15 protein-coding genes are annotated in these 22,109 nt (G+C 34.8%); 10 read left to right on the top strand and 5 right to left on the bottom strand.

Translation table 11 applies throughout. The features are described 5' to 3' along the window. Positions 1-149 precede the first annotated feature (149 nt). From FNW52_RS18250 to FNW52_RS18230, 5 genes are all read right to left on the bottom strand, one after another. Entirely contained in the window at positions 150-1,502 is a 1,353-nt protein-coding gene (locus tag FNW52_RS18250; RefSeq protein WP_143378921.1) for an MATE family efflux transporter, read from the bottom strand. 26 nt (positions 1,503-1,528) lie between these two features. Next, complete coding sequence (locus tag FNW52_RS18245) at positions 1,529-2,821, bottom strand: lysine N(6)-hydroxylase/L-ornithine N(5)-oxygenase family protein (protein ID WP_143378920.1); 1,293 nt, start codon at positions 2,819-2,821, stop codon at positions 1,529-1,531. Between the two features lie 10 nt (positions 2,822-2,831). Then, positions 2,832-5,282 carry a GNAT family N-acetyltransferase gene (locus tag FNW52_RS18240; protein WP_143378919.1) on the bottom strand — a complete coding sequence of 817 codons (2,451 nt, stop codon included), beginning with the start codon at positions 5,280-5,282 and terminating at the stop codon, positions 2,832-2,834. Continuing rightward, complete coding sequence (locus tag FNW52_RS18235) at positions 5,260-6,774, bottom strand: aspartate aminotransferase family protein (protein WP_143378918.1); 1,515 nt, start codon at positions 6,772-6,774, stop codon at positions 5,260-5,262. Before FNW52_RS18235 ends, FNW52_RS18240 begins: the two co-directional genes overlap by 23 nt. A 65-nt stretch (positions 6,775-6,839) precedes the next feature. Further along, positions 6,840-9,062, bottom strand: a complete 2,223-nt coding sequence (locus tag FNW52_RS18230; protein ID WP_143378917.1) for a TonB-dependent receptor — start codon at positions 9,060-9,062, stop codon at positions 6,840-6,842. Positions 9,063-9,200: 138 nt separating this feature from the next. Between FNW52_RS18230 and FNW52_RS18225 the strand changes: the two genes are divergently transcribed. From FNW52_RS18225 to FNW52_RS18180, 10 genes are all read left to right on the top strand, one after another. Next, complete coding sequence (locus tag FNW52_RS18225; protein ID WP_143378916.1) at positions 9,201-10,157, top strand: AraC family transcriptional regulator; 957 nt, start codon at positions 9,201-9,203, stop codon at positions 10,155-10,157. A 91-nt stretch (positions 10,158-10,248) separates the two neighbouring features. Beyond that, the gene (gene uvrA, locus FNW52_RS18220; RefSeq protein WP_143378915.1) at positions 10,249-13,128 is read left to right on the top strand and encodes an excinuclease ABC subunit UvrA; all 2,880 of its coding nucleotides are present in this window, start codon (positions 10,249-10,251) and stop codon (positions 13,126-13,128) included. 63 nt (positions 13,129-13,191) lie between these two features. Further along, the gene (locus FNW52_RS18215; RefSeq protein ID WP_143378914.1) at positions 13,192-13,431 is read left to right on the top strand and encodes an addiction module protein; all 240 of its coding nucleotides are present in this window, start codon (positions 13,192-13,194) and stop codon (positions 13,429-13,431) included. Beyond that, on the top strand, positions 13,428-13,730 hold the full coding sequence (locus FNW52_RS18210; protein WP_143378913.1) for a type II toxin-antitoxin system RelE/ParE family toxin: 303 nt from the start codon (positions 13,428-13,430) through the stop codon (positions 13,728-13,730). Before FNW52_RS18215 ends, FNW52_RS18210 begins: the two co-directional genes overlap by 4 nt. A 292-nt stretch (positions 13,731-14,022) precedes the next feature. Further along, the gene (locus FNW52_RS18205; protein ID WP_143378912.1) at positions 14,023-14,751 is read left to right on the top strand and encodes a TIGR00730 family Rossman fold protein; all 729 of its coding nucleotides are present in this window, start codon (positions 14,023-14,025) and stop codon (positions 14,749-14,751) included. Between the two features lie 312 nt (positions 14,752-15,063). Further along, on the top strand, positions 15,064-17,889 hold the full coding sequence (locus tag FNW52_RS18200) for an aminopeptidase (protein ID WP_370511577.1): 2,826 nt from the start codon (positions 15,064-15,066) through the stop codon (positions 17,887-17,889). Between the two features lie 276 nt (positions 17,890-18,165). Continuing rightward, positions 18,166-20,574: a thiamine pyrophosphate-dependent enzyme gene (locus FNW52_RS18195; RefSeq protein ID WP_143378911.1), complete on the top strand. Its 2,409-nt coding sequence runs from the start codon at positions 18,166-18,168 to the stop codon at positions 20,572-20,574. Between the two features lie 91 nt (positions 20,575-20,665). Then, complete coding sequence (locus FNW52_RS21345) at positions 20,666-20,971, top strand: DUF4160 domain-containing protein (RefSeq protein WP_143378924.1); 306 nt, start codon at positions 20,666-20,668, stop codon at positions 20,969-20,971. Beyond that, positions 20,968-21,252: a DUF2442 domain-containing protein gene (locus tag FNW52_RS18185; RefSeq protein WP_143378910.1), complete on the top strand. Its 285-nt coding sequence runs from the start codon at positions 20,968-20,970 to the stop codon at positions 21,250-21,252. Before FNW52_RS21345 ends, FNW52_RS18185 begins: the two co-directional genes overlap by 4 nt. Before the next feature lie 100 nt (positions 21,253-21,352). After that, entirely contained in the window at positions 21,353-22,027 is a 675-nt protein-coding gene (locus tag FNW52_RS18180) for a peptidoglycan DD-metalloendopeptidase family protein (RefSeq protein ID WP_143378909.1), read from the top strand. The last annotated feature ends 82 nt before the right edge of the window (positions 22,028-22,109 follow it).

The raw sequence follows: 22,109 nt of genomic DNA, 5'->3' as shown, positions 1-22,109 counted from the left end.
TAATTTATTTTTTACAAACCTAACTCATTTAATAATACAAAACAATACCCACTTTTAGTGATATTTAAGTTTTTTTTTAAACAGAAAAATAAAAATTAATCGATAAAAATTTTCATTGGGTCAAAAAAAGCGAAATATCCTTACCTATCTTACCCATCAATCAATACTTTCTTCTGGGAATCAAAATCCAATTTGATATAAAAAAGCGTAATGAGAACAACTGTAATTTCTATCAAGGCACTACCCCAATAAATGCTAGCAATACCAAAATACATTGGGAGTACAATCATCAAAGGAATATAGAATACAACTTGGCGTAATAGTGCCAAAGAACTTGCTTTTTTACTGCTGTTAATTGCCGGAAAATAGGACAACGCCAAAACGGTTATCGGCAATAAAGGCAAAGTAGATATGTAAACCCTAAAATGATACAATTGCTCCGATTTTAAAACTGTATTGGGTAGCATTGTTGAAATAACTTCTTGGGAAAAAAGTAGAGATACTATATAAAAAGGACTCAGAATAACGATACCTGTAATTGTATATATCACCAATGACTTCCAAGCTCTTTGATGTTGGCCTGCACCATAATTCATTCCCACCACAGGCTGTAATCCTCTCATCAATCCGAATAATGGAGTAAGCAAAAAAAGAAAAAACCGATTCACAACAGTATAAAAAGAAATATCATTTGCTGTTCCGTAGTCCGATAAGGCATTGAATACAACCATGCTTTGCAACACACTCATTACCGAAAAAATCATTTCCGGCAATCCCAATTTTATTATCCGAGTTCCTATCGATTTATTATAAGATAATGATTTCCAGTTGGTTTGGAATGAATTTTTCTGTTTCCCAAAATAATACAATCCCGAAAAGGAATAAATAATCATACCTACATTTGTCGCCCAAGCTGCCCCTACTACGCCCCAACCAAAAGTGGATATAAAAATAGGTTTCAATAGTATATCAATCACGAGACCAATGGCAATCATTCCTGCTGCCGTTTTCATTTTTCCTTCTCCGCGAATCAACATATTGATGGCCAACCCGTGAATCCAAAACAAAGAACCAATCAAGGTTGCCCTAAAATATTGAGTCGCCAAAACACTAATTGTTCCTTTGGCTCCCATTAAATGCAAAAGCTCTTCGGCAAATACATAAGCCGGAATCGCAAACAATAATGAAAAGAAAAGACAAAGTATATTGAAACTTCCCAACAAATGATAAAGTTTCTCTTTTTCATTTGCCCCCAACCAAATGCTCAAGGCAGCACTCGAGCCCACCCCTATTAATCGTCCAAAACCTAAGGTAATCTGCGAAAGCGGATAAGCCATTCCTACTGCCGCCAATGCTTCGTTACCGATAAGATGCCCCACAAAAATGGCATCCAAAAAATTATTAACTCCATACAAAACAATGGCCACCACGGCAGGCCAAGATGTTTGCCACATGACATGCCTGAGGTCGCCTTGAAGTATGAACTTTTTTTGATCTTTCATATTAATGAACTAGAATCTTTTTTGTGTTACAAGTCAAATTGTTGGAAAGCAATACTACTTTCTACTTTATAAACTTCTTTTTCAGCAATCGCATTAATGATAATCGCATTTCTATAGGCGCCCATACCCAAATCGGGTGTTACAAAACCGTGTGTGTGCAACTCACCATTTTGAATGAAAATTTCTTCCCCATTTTTATCTATACTGTAATTTCGAGTTACATCATAAAGCCCATCATCTGTTCTTTTGATGCGATTCTTAATCCCTTCGATAAAAGCTGGAGTTTTATATTTATAGCCGGTGGCCAAAATAACAAAATCGGACTGGTGCGTAAAAGACTGTTCTTTTTGCACTTGGGTAAAAGCCAGAGCGTAATTTGAATCTTCCTCTTTTTCATGAATATCGTCAAGTTGACAATTGGGTCTTAACTGCATATTTAAAGGAGTATCATCAACACTCATTTCATACATAGTATCAAAAATACCGTTAATCAAATCGAAGTTGATTCCTTTGTATAAAGGCGGTTGCTTTCCTAAAGTTGCTTTGCGCTTTTCAGGAGACATTCCATAAAAGTAATCCACATATTCTGGAGAAGTCAACTCTAAGGTTAACTTCGAATATTCCATAGGGAAAAATCGATCTGGACGTGTAAACCAGCTCATATACAAGCCATTTTGAGATTCTAGCATTAAATCCTGGAAAATCTCGGCGGCACTTTGTCCAGAACCAATAATAGAAACTGACTTACTATTCAGAATTGTTGGTTTATGTTTTAAATAATCTGAAGTGTGAATCACGTTCGGATACTTTTTATCCTTCATAAAATCAGGAAAATGAGGTTGTGTTCCAGTTCCTAAAACCAGTTTTTTTGTTAAATGAATTTCCTCTTTTTGGCTATGTTTGTCCACTACCCTAATTTGATAAGTAGCATTAACCTCATCAAATATAACATTCTCAACATACTTATTGAACTGGCAATTCGGTAATTGATTCACCACCCATTTGCAATAAGCATTGTACTCTTTTCTGAGAATAAAAAAATCCTCCCTGATAAAAAACTTGTACAACCTATTCGTTTCCTTCAGAAAATTAAGGAAGCTGAAACGGCTTGTTGGATCGGCCATCGTAACCAAATCAGCCATAAAAGGCACTTGTAAAGTGGCGTTATCGAGCATTAATCCCGGATGCCAGTCAAAACCTTCTGACTGGTCTAAAAAAAGTGCATAAATTTCTTGAACCGGTTCTAACAAAGCTGCCAAACCGAGATTAAAGGGACCGATACCGATCCCAATTACATCATATATTTTTTTATTTTTCACTGTATTATATTTAATAATTTAGGATAATACCCTCAATTTCAACATTCTTGCTTTCGGGGAATTTCTCCCAATAACTTTGTCTCGTGCAAAATGTAAGATGAGCTGTTTTATGAGGCATCTCGATAATTTCTTGCTTTTTAAAACCAAATCTTCCAATTAATTTATCCATTGCAATGGCTTCTACTGCTGCTTCTCCAATGCATTTCCCAACAACAGCTTGAGCAAAAATCCAATTCAAACCTACTTGAAAAGATTGAAAAGTAAATTTTTTCTCTTTCTCTGCAGGAGCAATAAAAAGATGAGAGCCATAATCGGTAGCCAAAGCATCATAATACTCGCCAACCAAATCTCTCATTGGCCAGTAAGGCTCAAAACTAAAATTAGGAACACCATTAACTTCTCCAATAAAACTGTGAGTCTCATCACTTGGCAATATCGTTCTGTACCATAATTCTAAATCCTTAATAGGTCCATCCATTTTCCAAATAGGTTTGGCATGTTCTCGATTGAACCAGTCATGAACTATTTCTAGATCCCTGTCAATATCAAACGAACGAATACTTATCGTTATCTCTTCTTTTGGAAAGTAACACGAATACAATACGTCTTTGGTTTGTGGTTTGATTAAATTTTCACAGAAAAAATACTTATTCAACGGATTCGGGCTTTCCTGAAATACGGCAGGATATTCCATAGATTCGTCTGCTTCATTGATATTTTGCAAACTTGTGACTAAATTGGATTTGGTGTACCAACTTCTGCTGTTGATAATGTAATCAACCAAACCCGTTTCATCACTATCTTCAACACTTTTGAATTCTTTATAAACCAAATCAATTAGTTTTTTCTCGTCGGCCAAACCATTACAACCAAACGCATTGACAACTCCCATAATATTATTAGTTACCAAATAATAGGTGTATTTTGGAGGTATTAAAGATTCATTAGCAATTGATTGACTTATTTCTGAAATCCCAGGAACCGCCTCTAAAATCATATCTTTTCTCCCTTCACGAAAGAAAAAACCTTGATTGTCTCTAAAATACATTTTAGCAGGAAATCCGTTTTTATCTAATTCCACCATTACGTTTTGCTGATGAAACTCGCAAGCCAACCCGTATTTGTTAAAGATTCCAACAATTGGTCGGACACAGATGTGCAAGTATTGCTTAAACCAGTCCTCTGCAACTTCTTCTTTAGTTTTGTTGAATTTCTGGGCCGTTTCATTGATAATATTGAGCAATCGAGACGGTTTTCCCAATATTCCATCCTGACACAAAGCCGCCAATAAAGTCACATTTTTGTTTTTATTTTCGCCTTTAAAAGGGTTTCTGCGGATACTGATATTAAAACCATTGATGATTTTTTCATTATAAGAAACCGCAATAAAAGCTGGATCAACGATAAAATCTATTTCAGGGAAATCTTTTTGAAGATTCTTGCCCCAATCTGTTTTCAATAAACGACTAATATCATACCCACGATGCAATTCCGGGTACAGATTGATGCGTTCCGAATTGGTGATTTTTACATGCAATGAAAACTTGAACATCCAATTGCAATCTTCATTATACACGGTTCGCACAGATGATGTTGGTGTAAAAAACGCTCCAAATTCTCCCAAACTAAACAGTTTTTCTTCCTGCATCATTTGTTTCACATCGGGTTGTTGCAACAAATAATTGGCTTCCCAAGGATGCATCGGCACTACCGAAAAAGTTGGATATTGATTTAGAAGATGAAGTACATTCAAATCCTCTGAAGTGGTATATTTTAGAAGATGTTCCTTAAATTCTTGGGTTATTGAAGCGCCATCTGCATTCTTTTCGATGATATTTTCCGAATCAATAAGGAAATAATGCAATTGAAATTCCCCTTCGGTTTCGGGTGAGTATTTTAGTAAATCGCTATCATTAAAACCTTGTTTTGATTTAGGCATCGGATGCAAGGCATGTCCCAAAATCAAAGATTGCTCTGCTTCAATAAACGACATTACAGGATCGTTGACTGATTTGTCATTTTCTTGGTGATATTGAAGGTACTTTTCTAGATTTTCAATACTGTTTGCTAAACGTTTTAAAGCGATAGTAGCATCAATATTGGCATGAATCGTTTGAGCATATTCAATGGTAAGATTCATAAAATCATACGGATCAATCGCTATTATTTCTTCCGAAACAACATTGCGTTTTACTACAGGAAAATGAAATAAATGTCTGCCACTTTCCGAAAAATATTTCAGCGGAACAAAAACTTCATATCCAATTGTCGAAAAATCTATTCGAACATGTAAATCATGTCCCGTTTTATTAAAATGATTAGCCAGAGCTACATCATATTTTGGCACACCCATATAGCGGCTCCAGTTGGTAAATTCACGGCAATAGCAATTGAGTAATGCCGTATAATTGGTTTCTACCGCAAATTGTGCAGTGGGATTAATTAAAGTTGATGTAATCATTTCCATATTGTTTAATGAGAGTTAAAATATCTAGAATATCAGTACGTTGGGTCATTGGATTTAAAATCGTAAACTTGAGATAAAATTGTCCGTTTACCTTAGTTCCGGCTACTAACCCGTGACCATTTTTATACAGTTGTGCCTTGATGTGTTGGTTAATGTTGTTTAAATCGAAAGACTTAAAAGGACAAGCCGAATAGCGAAACACCAAAGCAGACAAATCAGAATGATTGAGCAACTCAAAATGATTGTCCTTTTCTATCACTTTTACAGCTTCCTTAGTGGTTTCTATAATCTTGTCAATGTACTTCCCCAATTCCTGTTTTCCCATCAATCGAAGCGTAAACCATAATTTTAAAGCATCAAATCGGCGGGTGGTTTGTATGGATTTATTGACCTGATTGGGAATGCCGTCGTCGTCATGATCCTTCGGATTGAGGTAATCGGCATAATGGGTTATCAAGCCGAAATACCGTTTGTCATTCACAATAAAAGCGCTGCTGCTCACTGGTTGAAAAAACGTTTTATGATAATCTACGGTAACAGAATGCGCTTTTTCGATTCCGTTAATCAGGTGACGGTATTTATCCGTTAGCAATAAACCACCACCATAGGCCGCATCTACATGAAACCAAAGTTTGTATTTGTTTGCTAACTTACCTATGGAAATCAGCGGGTCAATGTTGCCAAAATCGGTAGTTCCAGCGGTTGCCACAATCGCAATCGGGATATTTCCGTTGTTGATTTCCCTCTTGATTGCATCTTCCAAAAGAATCGCATTCATTCGGAAAGAACGATCCGTTTTTACTTTTATGACCGCTTGCTCTCCCAATCCCAACAGCGATGCATTTTTTTGGATACTAAAATGCCCCGCTTCCGATACAAATATTCTAAAACGGGAGGCTTCTTTGGGCAATCCGTCTTTTTTGATGTTGTATTTCAGATTTTCGATAGAAAAATGATCTCGAGCCAGCAACAATCCCATCAAATTACTTTGAGAACCACCACTTGTAAAGATTCCATCAGCATTCTTGTCAAAACCAATTTCATCGCAAGTCCATTGAATCAGCTTTTGCTCTATTAGTGTTCCTCCCGCGCTTTGATCCCAAGTATCCAAAGACGAATTGATAGCACTAATGAGCACTTCGGCAGCAACGGCGGGAATAACCACTGGACAATTGAGGTGCGCCACATATTTAGGAAGATGAAAAGCAATGGCATGCTGAGTATATAATTCTTCAACTTCAGAAATCACTTCTGCATAAGTAGAAAGCGGTTCCTTTAAATCAATGGTTTCAAAATCCTTTTTGAGTTCTCCGGGCGAAATACCACTGAAAGGCTTTTTGTTGTTTTTTAAAAAATCAATAACACTAGTACTCGCCAAATCGATGGCGTGTTTGTATTCTTCCGAAGTTTTTGCGGTGAATAAGTGTTTACAATCAAAATCGAGCGTCGAAACTTTTATTTTTTGAACTTTTAATTGTGAATTCATACTGTAGATTTTAAAAGATGAAATATAAAAATGAGGTTCCAGATTCCTCTAAAAAATTTAGTTTTTTAGAATTTAATCGTATATCCTAAAGAAAATGTCCTTCCTCTTCCTAAATATCCAAAGGCTTTTGGGATACCATAAAAAAACACCGAGCGTTGTCCCCAAAGAGTTGTGTAATCTCTATTCAACAGATTTTGAATACCGAAATTCAAAACTCCTTTTGGTAATTTTACATCTCCCATCAAATCGAACAAGGTAAAACCGTTGATTGTATTGTGAGCCAAATCAGTATAATTCATAGAATGCTGACCCTGCAATCTAGCCGAAAATATATTTTTGTTCCACCCTACAAAAGCCATAAACTTGGAGGGATTATTTGTATAAACCGTTTGATTCTGCCAGCCATCATTTTTTGTTTCCGTTTCTGATGCCATCAAAAGTACATTCCCTCCTGCTTCAAAACCGCTTTGCATGCGATATCCCAATGCCCCTTCAAAACCAATATTTCTTAATTTTTGATCTAATAGTGAAATAGTAAACGCCGTTCTATCAATGGCTAAAGTTTTATCAGAAATTGCATAAAATACCGATCCTTGTGCATAGAAACCATCAGTGGAATGATGTCTAAATCCCAACTCCAATTGGTCTGTTTTTACACCGCTTAATGGCGACTCGCTTACATTAACACTATTTACCAGATTCCAATGATTGCCGTTTAATTGGTATTTCCCAAAACCATACGATTTTGCAGCATCAGGAACGGCAAATCCTTGTGAGAAATTGAACCAAACTTGCTCATTTTTATTAAACTTATACAATGCACTTGCATTAAATAATGTCACATCATAATTACTTTTTCCACCTTTGATTAAATCGATTGAATTACCGTAGCCAAAATGCATGTACATTTGTTCTTTGAATCCAGCGAAATCGCCTAATTTCACATTCGTATGCTGCTGGCGAATACCCCCAGAAAGTGTTAGTTTATCAAGTACATTCCAATCGGCTTGTACAAATCCAGAAACATTCGTAATTTTTGTTTCAGGAAATCTGCTCACAAAAGCGTCAATTTTATTTACCAAACCACCCGTTTCACTGCTTATTTTTGGATTATAAATAGACTGGTCGTTGCTTAATTTGTCTTGATCAGCATCAATTCCGTAGGTAATAGAAAATGCATCCCATTTTTTATACAAGACCGCTTTCAATCCATAAACATCCGTGTCTATTCGTAAAGAAGATAGAAAAGGTGGAATAACAATCGTTGCTGTCGAAGCAACTCCCTCTGCAAATGAAGCTCCGAAATTAACTTTTTCAGATCGCCCAAAAGCCTGAACCATCAAGTTCTGTCCACCAAAAATATTTCTAAGATTGTATTGCAAATTGACCATGCTCCTAGTGGTACTTGGTACAATATCTGAATGTGCTCCACCTTTTACGGCAATTAAATCGGGGTTTTTTATTCCAGCATAATTAACGCCAAAGGAAAGCCATTTATCATTTCTTATTTTTGAAACATAATGCTGCACATCCAAACTAACATCTTGATTGTCGGATAATTTAAAATCAAAACTACCCAAAACATCAATGCTTTGCCCGTACTGAAAATCAGATTGTTTTACATCTGTAATCACTTGGTTTTTATTGGCATCAAAAGCACCCGCGTTTTGCGAATAAGCCACCCCAATTCTTCCTTTTACAAAATCGTTCCCGCCTTCTATAGATTGAGCTATTGCAACATCGTGGTCATTTTTATTATTCAAACCACTTTTAGCTCTAAGGCTAGTCTCAAAAGCTACCTTTTTTGAAGTGCTGTTTTTGGTAATAATATTGATGATTCCACCCGTTGCATCGCCTCCATAAACTGCACTTGCACCCGATAGGACTTCGATTCTTTCGATATTAAAGGGATCAATAGCGTCAAATTGTCTGCTTGTAGCTCTGGCACTGTTGAGCGAAACACCATTTAACATTACCAAAACATTGCGACCTCTCATATTCTGTGAATAATTAGTTCTACCTTGATTTCCGATATCTAAGCCCGGAATCAATATTCCCAATGCTTCTTTGAGTGTTGCCCCCCCCTTTATTTGTTTTTGCAACTTCGCTTCGTCTATTACCCAAACTGTCCCCGGAATATCGGTAATGTGTTTTGGTGCACGTGACGATACAATTATGACTTCTTCTAATGATTGTCCTTTAATCGTGTCTTTAACCGATTGTGCTTTTGCTGTAGTTCCACCAATAATCAATAATGCGATCAAGGCTACTAATTTTGTTTTATTCATGCTGCTTTTTTTAAATTCTTATTTTTTATTATTTGGATTTAATCTAAATAAGTTTAATTTTGTGCGAAAGTAGCTAGAAACAAAAATAAAAAAACAACGCCAAACGGAATAAAACTAACGCCAAACGGAATAATTAAAATGCTAATAAAAATTGAGCAAGAAGAAGAGGTAATAGAGCTTAGAGAACACATCCCACTTAAAAATGAAAAGGGATATTCAGAACACACCATTTCAGCAGGAAAAGGCAATTATAAAGATTTTCTTTTCAAAGGAATTCATATTGGTTATGCGCATTTACTATTTGAAGAAAAAACAAAAATCAGTTTTGCCAATAAAACCGAAACCATTAAAATGCATTTTGTTTTTAGTGGAAGTACAATGATGAGTTCAGAAATTCAAACACATCCATTTGAAAGGTATCATCATAACCTTATTTATTCACCAAAATCAAAAACAAGCTGGGAATGGCAAGCCGATACGGAGTTACAACTGTTTGAGGTTACCCTGAAAATTGATTTTTTTAAAAAATATGTATCCAAAAAAGACCCTTACATTTCCTTATTTATTGATGCAATAGAGAAACAGATTCCCAGTTGCATAATCAACGAAAATTTGACAGTAACCGCTGAAATGATTGCTGTTATCAAAGAAATTACCGATTGTGAGCGGGAGGGAACTTATAAAAAAATGTTCGTTGAAGCTAAAATCATTCAGTTACTATTACTGCAATTAGAACAATTGTGTTGCAACAATTGCCCGATAAAATGCCAACTCAAAAAATCTGATACTACCAAAATGTATCAAGTTAGGGATGTCATTCTATCCAATTTGAAGCATCCATTTTCACTAAAAGAACTTGCGCATTTAGTAGGTACCAACGAGTTTACTCTAAAAAAAGGGTTTAAAACTATTTTTGGAACAACTGTTTTTGGTTTTCTAAACGATATAAAAATGGAAAAAGCTCAAAATTTACTAACCGAACAAGAACTAACAATAACCCAAGTAGCCGAATTAGTGGGTTATAAAAATGCGACTCATTTTACTACGGCATTCAAAAAGAAATATGGCACCTTACCTAGTGCTTTGAAAAAATAGATGAATAATCCATTTGCACTAATATTAAATTTACCGCTACCCTCACCAAAAATAGCTGTCAAAATGGTAACTTTGCTTTTTTGCAAAAATTATGCTAGATACAGACAATACGATTGAAGTTCAAGGTGCACGTGTTCACAATCTTAAAAATATAGATGTTTCCATTCCGAGAGAAAAACTGGTGGTTATTACGGGTCTTTCTGGGTCGGGAAAATCCTCATTGGCATTTGATACTATTTATGCCGAGGGACAACGCCGATATGTAGAAACTTTTTCGGCTTATGCGAGACAGTTTTTGGGCGGACTGGAACGTCCCGATGTCGATAAAATTGACGGACTCTCCCCTGTTATTGCCATTGAACAAAAAACGACCAGCAAAAGTCCCCGTTCTACTGTGGGTACCATTACCGAAATTTACGATTTCCTGCGTTTGCTTTATGCACGTGCTGCCGATGCTTACAGTTACAACACGGGCGAAAAAATGGTTTCCTATTCGGATGACCAAATTAAAGACCTAATCATTCAGAATTTTACCGGAAAACGAATCAACATTCTTGCTCCGGTTATTCGAGCCCGAAAAGGACATTATGCCGAGCTTTTTCAGCAAATTACCAAACAGGGATTTTTGAAAGTCCGTGTCAATGGAGACATTCAAGATTTAGTTTCGGGAATGAAATTAGACCGTTACAAAACCCACGATATTGAAATAGTGGTTGACAGAATGGTCATCGGGACTTCGGCAAGCTCAGCCACCAAGGAAGCAAGCTCAGCCACCAAGGAAACAAGTACAGAAGACACAAAACGTTTGTCAGAAAGCATTAATACGGCCATGCACCACGGCGAAAATGTATTGATGGTTCTCGATCAAGACACGAATGAAGTGCGTTATTTCAGTCGGAATTTGATGTGTCCTACCACTGGAATATCCTATCAAAATCCGGAACCCAATTTATTTTCTTTCAACTCCCCAAAAGGAGCTTGTGATTCTTGCAACGGATTGGGAACGGTAAACCAAATCAATGTCAAAAAGATTATACCCAACCCCAAATTGTCCATTAAAGCGGGAGGTTTTTCGCCATTGGGCGAATACAAATCGTCTTGGATTTTTAAGCAATTGGAAATTATAGGCGAGAAATATGACTTTAAATTAACGGATCCCGTTGAAAGTATTTCAGCAGAAGCGATGGAAATGATTTTGAATGGTGGGAAAGAAAAATTCAGTATTGAATCAAAAACAGCAGGTATTACCAAAGAATATAAAATTGACTTTGAAGGAATTGCACATTTTATAAAAAACCAACACGACGAAAGCGGATCAGCTACAATAAAACGTTGGGCTGCGGCTTTTATGGATGAAATAAAATGTCCCGTTTGTGAAGGTTCCCGTTTGAAAAAAGAAGCCAATTATTTTAGAATCTATGAAAAAAACATATCCGAGTTGTGTGATATGGATATTTCGGATTTGACGGCTTGGTTTTTGGATTTAGACCATCATTTATCAGACAAACAAAAGCGAATTGCCACCGAAGTAATCAAAGAAATCAAAGACCGCTTGGCTTTCTTGATGAACGTAGGTTTGGATTATTTGGCTTTAAGCCGAAGTTCTAAATCACTTTCGGGTGGAGAGGCGCAACGCATTCGATTGGCGACACAAATTGGTTCTCAATTGGTGGGTGTTTTGTATATTTTGGATGAGCCTAGTATTGGTTTACACCAAAGAGACAATGATAAACTAATTCATTCTTTGGAGCAATTACGGGATATTGGAAACTCAGTAATCGTGGTGGAACACGACAAAGACATGATTGAGCGAGCCGATTATGTGATCGATATTGGCCCAAAAGCAGGGAAATATGGTGGCGAAATCATCAGTATTGGAACTCCTGCCGAGACTTTGGCTTCGGACACCATTACTGCTCAGTATTTGAATGGAACTATGAAACTAGAAATTCCCGAAAAACGACGCGAAGGAAATGGAAAATTCCTAAAACTGACCGGAGCTACGGGTAATAATCTAAAAAATGTTACGATCGATTTGCCTTTGGGTAAAATGATTTGTGTTACAGGCGTTTCAGGGAGTGGTAAATCGACATTGATCAATGAAACCCTCTACCCTATTTTGAATGCCTATTATTTTAATGGTGTTAAAATTCCAAAGCCGTATAAAAAAATTGAAGGTTTAGAGCATATTGACAAAGTGATTGATATTGACCAAAGTCCGATTGGGCGAACACCACGTTCGAATCCTGCGACTTACACCGAGGTTTTTACCGAAATCCGAAACCTGTTTACCATGACTTCGGAGAGTATGATTCGGGGATACAAAGCGGGACGTTTTAGTTTTAATGTCAAAGGTGGCCGTTGTGAAACCTGCGAAGGTTCTGGAGTGCGCACCATAGAAATGAACTTCTTGCCCGATGTTTATGTAGAATGTGAGACCTGCCAAGGAAAACGTTTTAACAGAGAAACATTGGAAATTCGCTATAAAGGAAAATCCATTTCGGATGTGTTGAATATGACAGTTGATGAAGCGGTTCCTTTCTTTGAAATGATTCCGAAAATTTACAGAAAAGTAAAAACGATTCAGGACGTTGGTTTGGGTTATATTACGCTGGGTCAACAAAGCACCACTCTTTCCGGAGGCGAAGCACAACGCATCAAACTGGCCGGTGAATTGTCTAAAAAAGATACCGGAAATACATTTTATATTCTAGACGAGCCTACTACAGGTTTGCATTTTGAAGACATTCGTGTGTTGATGGATGTGATTAACAAACTGGTAGACAAAGGAAATACCATCTTGATTATCGAACACAATATGGATGTCATCAAACTAGCCGATTACATTATTGACATTGGCCCCGAAGGTGGAAAAGGCGGCGGACAGCTTGTTGCCAAAGGAACACCAGAGGAAATTATAAAAAATAAAAAAAGCTATACAGCACAGTTTTTGAAAAAAGAGTTATCTTAGTATACATCTTTGTCAAAATTTAAAACTTTTACAAAGAATAACAAATAAATAAAAGCTACTATCATGAAACTTCAATATTTATCCGACAACTTTGGCAATAAAACTGCCGTAGTGATTCCCATAAGTGATTGGGAAAAAATAACTAAAAAGCATAAAGATTTAGTAGAGGAATTGGAAGTTCCAGCAATACCGGAATGGCATAAAGAGATTATCGACAAAAGACTTAAAAACTACAAGGAAAACCCTAACAATGTTACGGATTTTGATTCTTTTTGTGAAGAGTTAGAAAATGAACTTTCATGAGATATAAATCATTTATTGAAAACCTTGCCAAAGAAGATTTAAGAGAAGCTGTAAAATGGTACGATTTGCAACAAATTGGGCTGGGTAAAAAGTTTTTAGCCACTGTAAAAAAAACAATTAACCAACTTAAATCATATCCAGATATTGCCCAAATTCGGTATTATGAAGTACACACTGCTGTAATGGAAGTTTACCCCTATTTAATTCATTATTATGTTGATCCAGCGATAAAAACTATTATAATAATTGGAATCCTTCATACTTCTAGAGATACTTCGATTTGGGATAAACGAAAATAAATAAAGCTTTAAACTATAAATATTAGATTCAGATCCCAAAAATTACTTAAAACTAAAAGTTACTATCAAAAATTGCACATTATTTCTGTGAATGTTTTTATATTAGCTTAAAACAAAAAGTTGAATTGAAAACGGATGTCCTAGCCCAGATAGTCGAATTGCTATCACAATTGCCTTTTCTAGAGGTAATTTTTCTTTACCTCTAGAAAAGATACAAGTGTCCTGATAATTATCGGGAAGCTGGAAATAGCTCCATCTTTCGACTTCGTTCAAGATAAAAAAATAAAAAAATATGAGATTAGAAGATTTTGACAACGACGAGGATAAAATAATCCAAGACAAACTGAAACAAAAAACTTGGAATGATATTAAAACCAATGACAGTTGGGCGATTTTTAAAATCATGGCCGAATTTGTAAATGGATATGATTCGATGAGTCGCATTGGGCCTTGTGTGACTATTTTTGGTTCGGCAAGGATAAAACCAGAGGATCATTATTATTTGCTGGCCGAGAAAATTGCTTTCAAAATAAGTAAAGCAGGTTACGGCGTGATCACTGGTGGTGGTCCCGGAATTATGGAAGCCGGTAACAAAGGAGCGCATTTAGGCGGTGGAACTTCGGTGGGATTGAACATCGAATTGCCTTTTGAGCAGCATTTTAACCCGTATATCGACAGAGATAAAAACTTGAACTTTGATTATTTCTTTGTCCGAAAAGTAATGTTTGTAAAATATTCACAAGGTTTTGTGGTTATGCCAGGAGGTTTTGGAACTATGGACGAATTATTTGAGGCCATTACCTTAATTCAAACCAAAAAAATAGGTAAATTCCCAATCATATTGGTGGGGACCAGTTTTTGGTCTGGATTGATCGATTGGGTAAAAACGGTGTTAGTCGAAAGAGAACATACAGTAAGTGCAGACGATTTGAATTTATTTAAATTAGTAGATACCGAAGACGAGGTAGTTGCTGTTTTGGATAATTTCTACAAGAAATACGATTTAAGTCCTAATTTTTAAGATTCTGTCAAGAATAATTTGGACTATTATATTTTACCACGACCCGAGCTATCGCTCAGTGTCTTTAAGTTAAGATTTTCTTGCTATTCTTTTTCTAAATCTAGTTCTCGCAAAGACGCGAAGGAGCAAAGAAAACAATTCTGAACTTTGCGCCTTCGCGTCTTTGCGAGAAACAATAAAGCTTAACCTTAATGACTTGACCGCTCGGGTCGTGGTTTACTTTTTTTCTTCCGTTTAATGCTGAACTTTTCTTAATTTTTTGTAAATTGTACTGCTATTTTATACATTTCAGTAAATTTACACATCCCCAGATTGAAAACTTACAGTAAAATCATCCTATTTGTTATTGTTTTGTTAGTTTCACAAAAACAATACGCACAGCATCACTCCAAAATGTCTGTTGAGGTAAATATGGATACCAAGACCTTGTTCATTCATCAAGAAATCATTTATTACAATACTAGTAATGACACCTTGACTTCTATCGTTCTAAATGATTGGAATAATGCCTTCTCCGACAGAGAAAGTCCTTTGGGTAAGCGTTTTTCGGATGAGTTTTACAATCACTTTCATTTGGCTACAGTAGAAGAACGCGGAGAAACTATTAATTTAATAATTGAAGATGAAAACAAAAATGTCTTTCTCTGGGAAAGAACTAAAAAACACCCCGATTTTATTGAGCTTCCATTAAACAAAAAATTGGAACCCAACCAAAAGATCACTTTGCGACTTTCCTATGTCTCTAAAATCCCGAGTGATAAATTTACCAAGTACGGCTATTCTGACGACAAGAGTATGAACCTAAAAAACTGGTTCCTTACCCCTGCCCGCTATGAAGACCATCAATTTATTAAATACAGTAATGAAAACTTAGACGATATTGCCAATGCCGTTTCTGATTTTGAAATTAGTTTTAGAATTCCCAAAAACAGAACTCTAATTACCGACCTAAACATCAGCAAATCAACCCAAAATGAAACGGAAACAACCTACAACTTAACAGCTAAAAATAGAGCCGATTTCAGCCTTATTATTGAAAAGGAATCGAACTATAAAAGTTATAAAGTTGGGGATTTGGAAATCATTACTAATCTCAGGTCTGGTAGTAAAGCAAAAGACTCTATTAAATCGCTTATTATTAACCGAATTGCAATCTTAACCAGAGAACAAATTGGGACATATCCTTTTAGTAAAATAATAATTTCACAAGCAGATTATGACCGAAATCCGTTTTATGGATTGAATCAATTACCTAAATTCATGAGACCGTTTCGTGATGATTTTCTATTTGAAATTAAATTTCTTAAAACTTATCTCAATATCTTTCTAAGAAACAGCCTGCAATTAGATCCCAGAAAAGAAAACTGGATTTATGATGGCATTCAGGTTTTTACCATGATGAATTACATTGCTAAATTCCATCCTGAAAGTAAGATGATGGGATCTGCTTCTAAATATTTTTTATTACGGGGATTCAAAATGGCCCAAACCGATTTCAACGAGCAATACAGTCATTATTATATGCTTATGGCCCGAAAAAATCTAGACCAGCCACTCCGTACGCCAAAAAATTCATTAATTAAATACAATGTTCAAATTGCCAATAAATACAAAGCAGGATTGAGTATCAAATACTTAGACGACTATCTTGGTAATGAATTGGTGACCAACGGAATTCAACAATTTTATACACTAAACAAAGAAAAAATAACCTCTAGAAGCGATTTTGAAAACATACTCAAATCAAAGACTCCAAAAAATATCGATTGGTTTTTTAAATATATTATTGATAGTCGAGAAAATATCGATTATAAATTTGAAGATGTTTCTAAAACAAAAGACAGCGTTACTTTCATCGTGAAAAATAAAGGAGTACCATTGGTTCCGATGCCGGTATTTGGAATTAAAAAAAAACAAATTGTATTTAAAAAATGGCTAGAAACCAACGAAATAGACTCTACTCTTACATTCGAAAGAAAAAATATGGATAAATTAGTCCTCAATTATAGTAATGAAGTACCCGAATTTAATTTGAGGAACAATTGGAAATCTTTGCATTCTTTTTCGCTAAATCGCCCGTTGAAACTTACTTTTTTTGAAGATTTAGAAGATCCCCATCACTCCCAATTATTTTACAATCCTACCTTTTATTATAATTTTTATGATGGCCTTTCGCCTGGAATTAGTTTTTACAACTACAGTATCTTTGACAAGCCCTTTACGTTTGTTTTGAACCCAATGTACTCCATAAACACCAAATCGATTGTGGGTACTTATGTATTGGCTATTAATCAACATTTAAGAACGGGAAGATTATACTATGTTCGGTATTCCCTAAACGGATCTTATTTTCATTATGCCCCAGATGCCGCTTATTTGAAATTATACCCCAGTTTGTCCTTGTTTTTAAGAGAACCCAACTATAGAGACAATAGAAAACAAGCTATAACTATAAGATATAACATCATCAACAAAGAGCCATCTGCTATTGTAGTGGATAGTACAGACAATTATTCCATTTTAAATGTGGGATATCACAATATTAAAACCGAAGTAACCAGTCATATTAAATTCCTAACGGATGTTCAGTTTTCGGGCTATTTTGGGAAAGTATCTGCTGAAATAGGATACCGAAAACTTTTTAATAACAAACGTTTCATTAATTTCAGGGCATTTGCAGGGACATTTTTATACAATACCTATAATACCCAAAACTATAATTTTGGTGTGTCGAGACCTAATGATTATCTTTTTGATTCTAATATTTTTGCCCGATCTGAGTCCACAGGCATTTTAAGCCAGCAATATTTATTGGCACAAGGTGGATTTAAATCATTTGTAACCCCTTCAGAATCTAATAAATGGCTAGCCACAACCAATATGAGTTATACAATTTGGAACTGGATTGATGCTTATGCCGATTTTGGTTTTGCCAAAAATAAAGGACAAAATAATGCATTCCTATATGATAGCGGTATCCGATTAAATCTGGTACAAGATTATTTTGAATTGTTCTTTCCGGTCTATTCTTCAAATGGTTTTGAAATAACACAAAAACATTACGATGAAAAAGTACGATTTATCTTTGTATTTAATCCTAAATCATTAATTAATCTTTTTACCCGAAAATGGTTTTAATTCAAAACAAAAACTTTAAAATATTGAATTATTACTCAATAAATTCAATTAAAATTACACATTTCGTAAAAATAAATCCATTTTACTAAAAATTATTTGTTAATTATTTATAAAAATACAAAATTGTATAATGATATATAGATAGTTTTTGATTAGATTTGCAGTTCAAAAGCTATACTTTTTAAATTATGAAATCGCCATGACAACTGTTAATACAAACACTAATAAAGATCTGGCGATTCCATATTCCTTTAAAAAATAAATATTATCTACAATATGATAAAAGAGAAAGTGAATACTGGTTTAACATTTGAAGACTTTAAAACCGAAGTCATAAATGATTACAAAATCGCCATAATAAGCAGAGAATGTAGTTTATTGGGGCGAAAAGAAGTATTAACCGGAAAAGCCAAATTCGGAATCTTTGGTGATGGTAAAGAAGTTCCACAACTTGCCATGGCTAAATCCTTTAAAAATGGGGATTTTCGTTCCGGATATTATCGCGATCAAACTTTTATGATGGCTATAGGCGAATTGACCATACAACAATTCTTTGCCGGATTATATGCTCATACTGATATAAAACAGGAGCCAATGTCTGCAGGAAGACAAATGGGAGGGCATTTTGCAACCCATAGTTTGAATGAAGATGGATCTTGGAAAAACTTAACCGAACAAAAAAATTCTAGTTCTGATATTTCTCCAACTGCTGGGCAAATGCCTCGTTTATTGGGATTAGCACAAGCTTCAAAAATATATAGAAATGTTCCTGGTATCGAAAATGCAAGTAACTTTTCTATAAATGGAAATGAAATTGCCTGGGGAACCATTGGAAACGCAAGTACCTCTGAAGGGTTGTTTTTTGAAACCATAAATGCTGCCGGTGTATTACAAGTGCCAATGGTAATGAGTGTCTGGGATGATGAGTACGGTATTTCGGTACATGCAAGACATCAAACCACCAAAGAAAACATTTCTGAAATCTTAAAAGGATACCAAAGAGAAGAAGGAACCAACGGATTTGAAATCTTAAGAGTAAAAGGTTGGGATTATGTTGATTTGATTGCTACTTACGAAAAAGCGGCTGAAATTGCGCGTGAAAAACACGTTCCTGTTTTAATTCATGTCAATCAACTAACACAACCTCAAGGACACTCTAGTTCTGGTTCACACGAAAGATATAAAAATGCAGCCCGATTAGCTTGGGAAAAAGATTTTGACTGTATTCGTCAAATGAAATTATGGATGATTGCTATCAATATTGCATCGCCAGAAGAGATTGACGCTATTGATCTTGATGCTAAAAAAGAAGTATTTGAAGGTAAAAAAGCCGCTTGGAATGCTTTTATAGAGCCAATTGTTGAAGAACAAAAAGAATTGGTTGCCATATTAGAAAGAATCGCGGTAACAAGCACTAAAAAAGAAGAAATTCTTAGAAATACTGCTAGTTTAAAAGGTATTAAATCTCCTTTGAAAAAAGAAATATTGGTAATGGCCCGAAAAACATTGCGTTCTATTATCAATGAAGAAGACAAATTAGAATTATCCAGTTGGATTACTAAATATATCAACAAAACACAGGAGAAATTTAGCAGTAACTTATTTTCAAACTCTGATAAAAATGTATTTTCTGTTAAAGAAGTTTTACCTGTTTATCCAAATGATGCCAAGGAAGATACTGATGGCAGAATGATATTGAGAGATAACTTTGACGCTATTTTCTCTAAATACCCAGAATCATTAATTTTTGGGGAAGATGCAGGAAACATTGGTGATGTAAACCAAGGCCTTGAAGGAATGCAAGAGAAATATGGAGAGTTACGCGTTGCCGATGTCGGTATTCGTGAAGCTTCTATATTAGGACAAGGAATTGGAATGGCATTAAGAGGATTACGTCCGATAGCCGAAATTCAGTATTTGGATTACCTACTATATGCGATCCAAATTATGAGTGACGATTTAGCCACTTTACAATACAGAACCGTTGGAAAACAAAAAGCACCTCTCATTATTCGTACCCGTGGGCATCGATTAGAAGGTATTTGGCATTCTGGTTCTCCAATGGGAATGATCATCAATGCCATTAGAGGAATCCATGTTTTGGTTCCAAGAAATATGACACAAGCCGCTGGTTTTTACAATTCTTTACTAGAATGTGACGAACCTGCTTTGGTTATCGAATGTTTGAATGGTTATCGATTGAAAGAAAAAATGCCTTTGAATTACGGAGAATTCAAAACGCCAATTGGAGTTGTGGAAACGTTGAGAAAAGGGACTGACATTACACTTGTTTCTTATGGATCAACCTTAAGATTAGTAGAACAAGCTGCCAATGAACTACTTGAAGCAGGTATTAATTGCGAAATTATCGATTTACAGTCTTTACTTCCATTTGATGTCAATCAGGATATTATAAAAAGTGTTGCAAAAACCAACCGATTATTGGTTATTGATGAAGATCTTCCTGGTGGAGCATCTGCTTATATTTTGCAACAAATCATAGAGCAACAAGATGCTTACAATCATCTAGACAGTAAGCCACAAACCTTGACTGCCAAAGAACACAGACCTGCTTATGGAACAGATGGAGATTACTTCTCTAAACCTTCGGCAGAAGATATTTATGAAAAAGTATACGCGATGATGAATGAGGTAAATCCTTCGAAGTTTCCGAGTTTGTATTAAGCAATAATTTTTAGTTTTTAAAATCCCAATCTTCAACAGCTTGGGATTTTTTTATAGAAAAAAAATACTTAAATTTGGTTAAAACTTTTATATACCAAAACTTTTCGAATACTTAGGAATTCTCATTTATTTTTATTATAATGAGCATGAACCCATACATGTACATGCAAAAAAAGCAGAATATGAAAGTAAAGCAGAATTTTATATAATTGAAGGCATTATTACTGAAGTTAAAATAACAGAAGTAAAAGGTAAAAAACCAATAATAGGGAATGATTTAAAAAACTTCGAAATATTTTTAGAAAATTATTCTGAAAAAGTGGTTCAAAAATGGGTTGACTATTTTGTCTATCATAAGGATGTTAAATTTGAAAAAATTACAAAAAAAATAAGATGAAGATAACTGTTTCATACAACCAAGATCCTAATACCAAAATCATAGCTATTAAATCAGCTAAATATCTAGGAGGATATACTTTGCATATTATTTTTGATGATGAAACCGAGAAATTTATTGATTTTAAACCATTTCTTGATAAATCACAAAATCCTTCAATAAAAAAATATTTAGATCAAAAACTATTTTCCAGTTATCAAATTGTAGATGGTAACTTAAATTGGTATGATTATGATCTTATTTTTCCAATTTGGGATTTGTACAACGGAATTACTTTGTAAATTATCTCCAAAATAGATTTAAAACGTCAAATTCAAAATCCCAATTATTTAAGATTGGGATTTTTTTTTATCTTTATTTAAAACTTATCGCCATACTTGAATGATACCATTAGAAACTTTATTTTTAGATTTAAAAGACATCAAAGTAATAGACAGCACTATCCCCTATTCCCAATACGCTCCCTTAGATTTATCTGTTGAAAATATTGAAATAACTCAAATGGATGTTACAAACGCTTCTAATTTTGAAACATTTATCGAAAGTCATTTAGATAAAAATAACGCAAAAGTGGCGTATGGAGGTTATAATGAAATACGCAATTTGTATAAACGAAGTGCTGCTTTTAATGATTTGAACACCGAGGAAAGAAACATTCACATCGGTTTAGATTTATGGATCAAAGCAGGAACTCCAGTTTTAACAGCTTTGGATGGAAAAGTGCATAGTTTTCAATACAATAACAATGTAGGTGATTATGGCCCAACTATTATATTGGAACATCAAATAAAAAATCTAACTTTTTATACTTTATACGGGCATTTATCCCTAGAAAGTATTGCTTCTCTCAAAGTAGGTGATTTTTTCGAAAAAGGAACTACAATTGCAACTTTAGGAGATTCATCCGTAAATGGTGATTATGCGCCTCATTTGCATTTTCAAATTATAAAAAACATAGAAGATAACTTTGGCGATTATCCAGGAGTTTGCAGTAAAAACAAACTAGATTATTATTTAGAAAACTGTCCAGATCCTAATTTACTATTAAAGATTTAATCTAAAATAAATAGCATTAAATTTCAATAATTAAAGAAATATAATACAATTTAAACAGAATGTAAAGGTGATAACTTATGTT

The sequence above is a fragment of the Flavobacterium sp. ZT3R18 genome (genome assembly GCF_007097385.1).
Taxonomy (GTDB): Bacteria; Bacteroidota; Bacteroidia; order Flavobacteriales; family Flavobacteriaceae; genus Flavobacterium.
The sequence above is the reverse complement of the archived record's forward strand: the minus strand, read 5'-3'. Positions and strand labels throughout refer to the sequence as shown.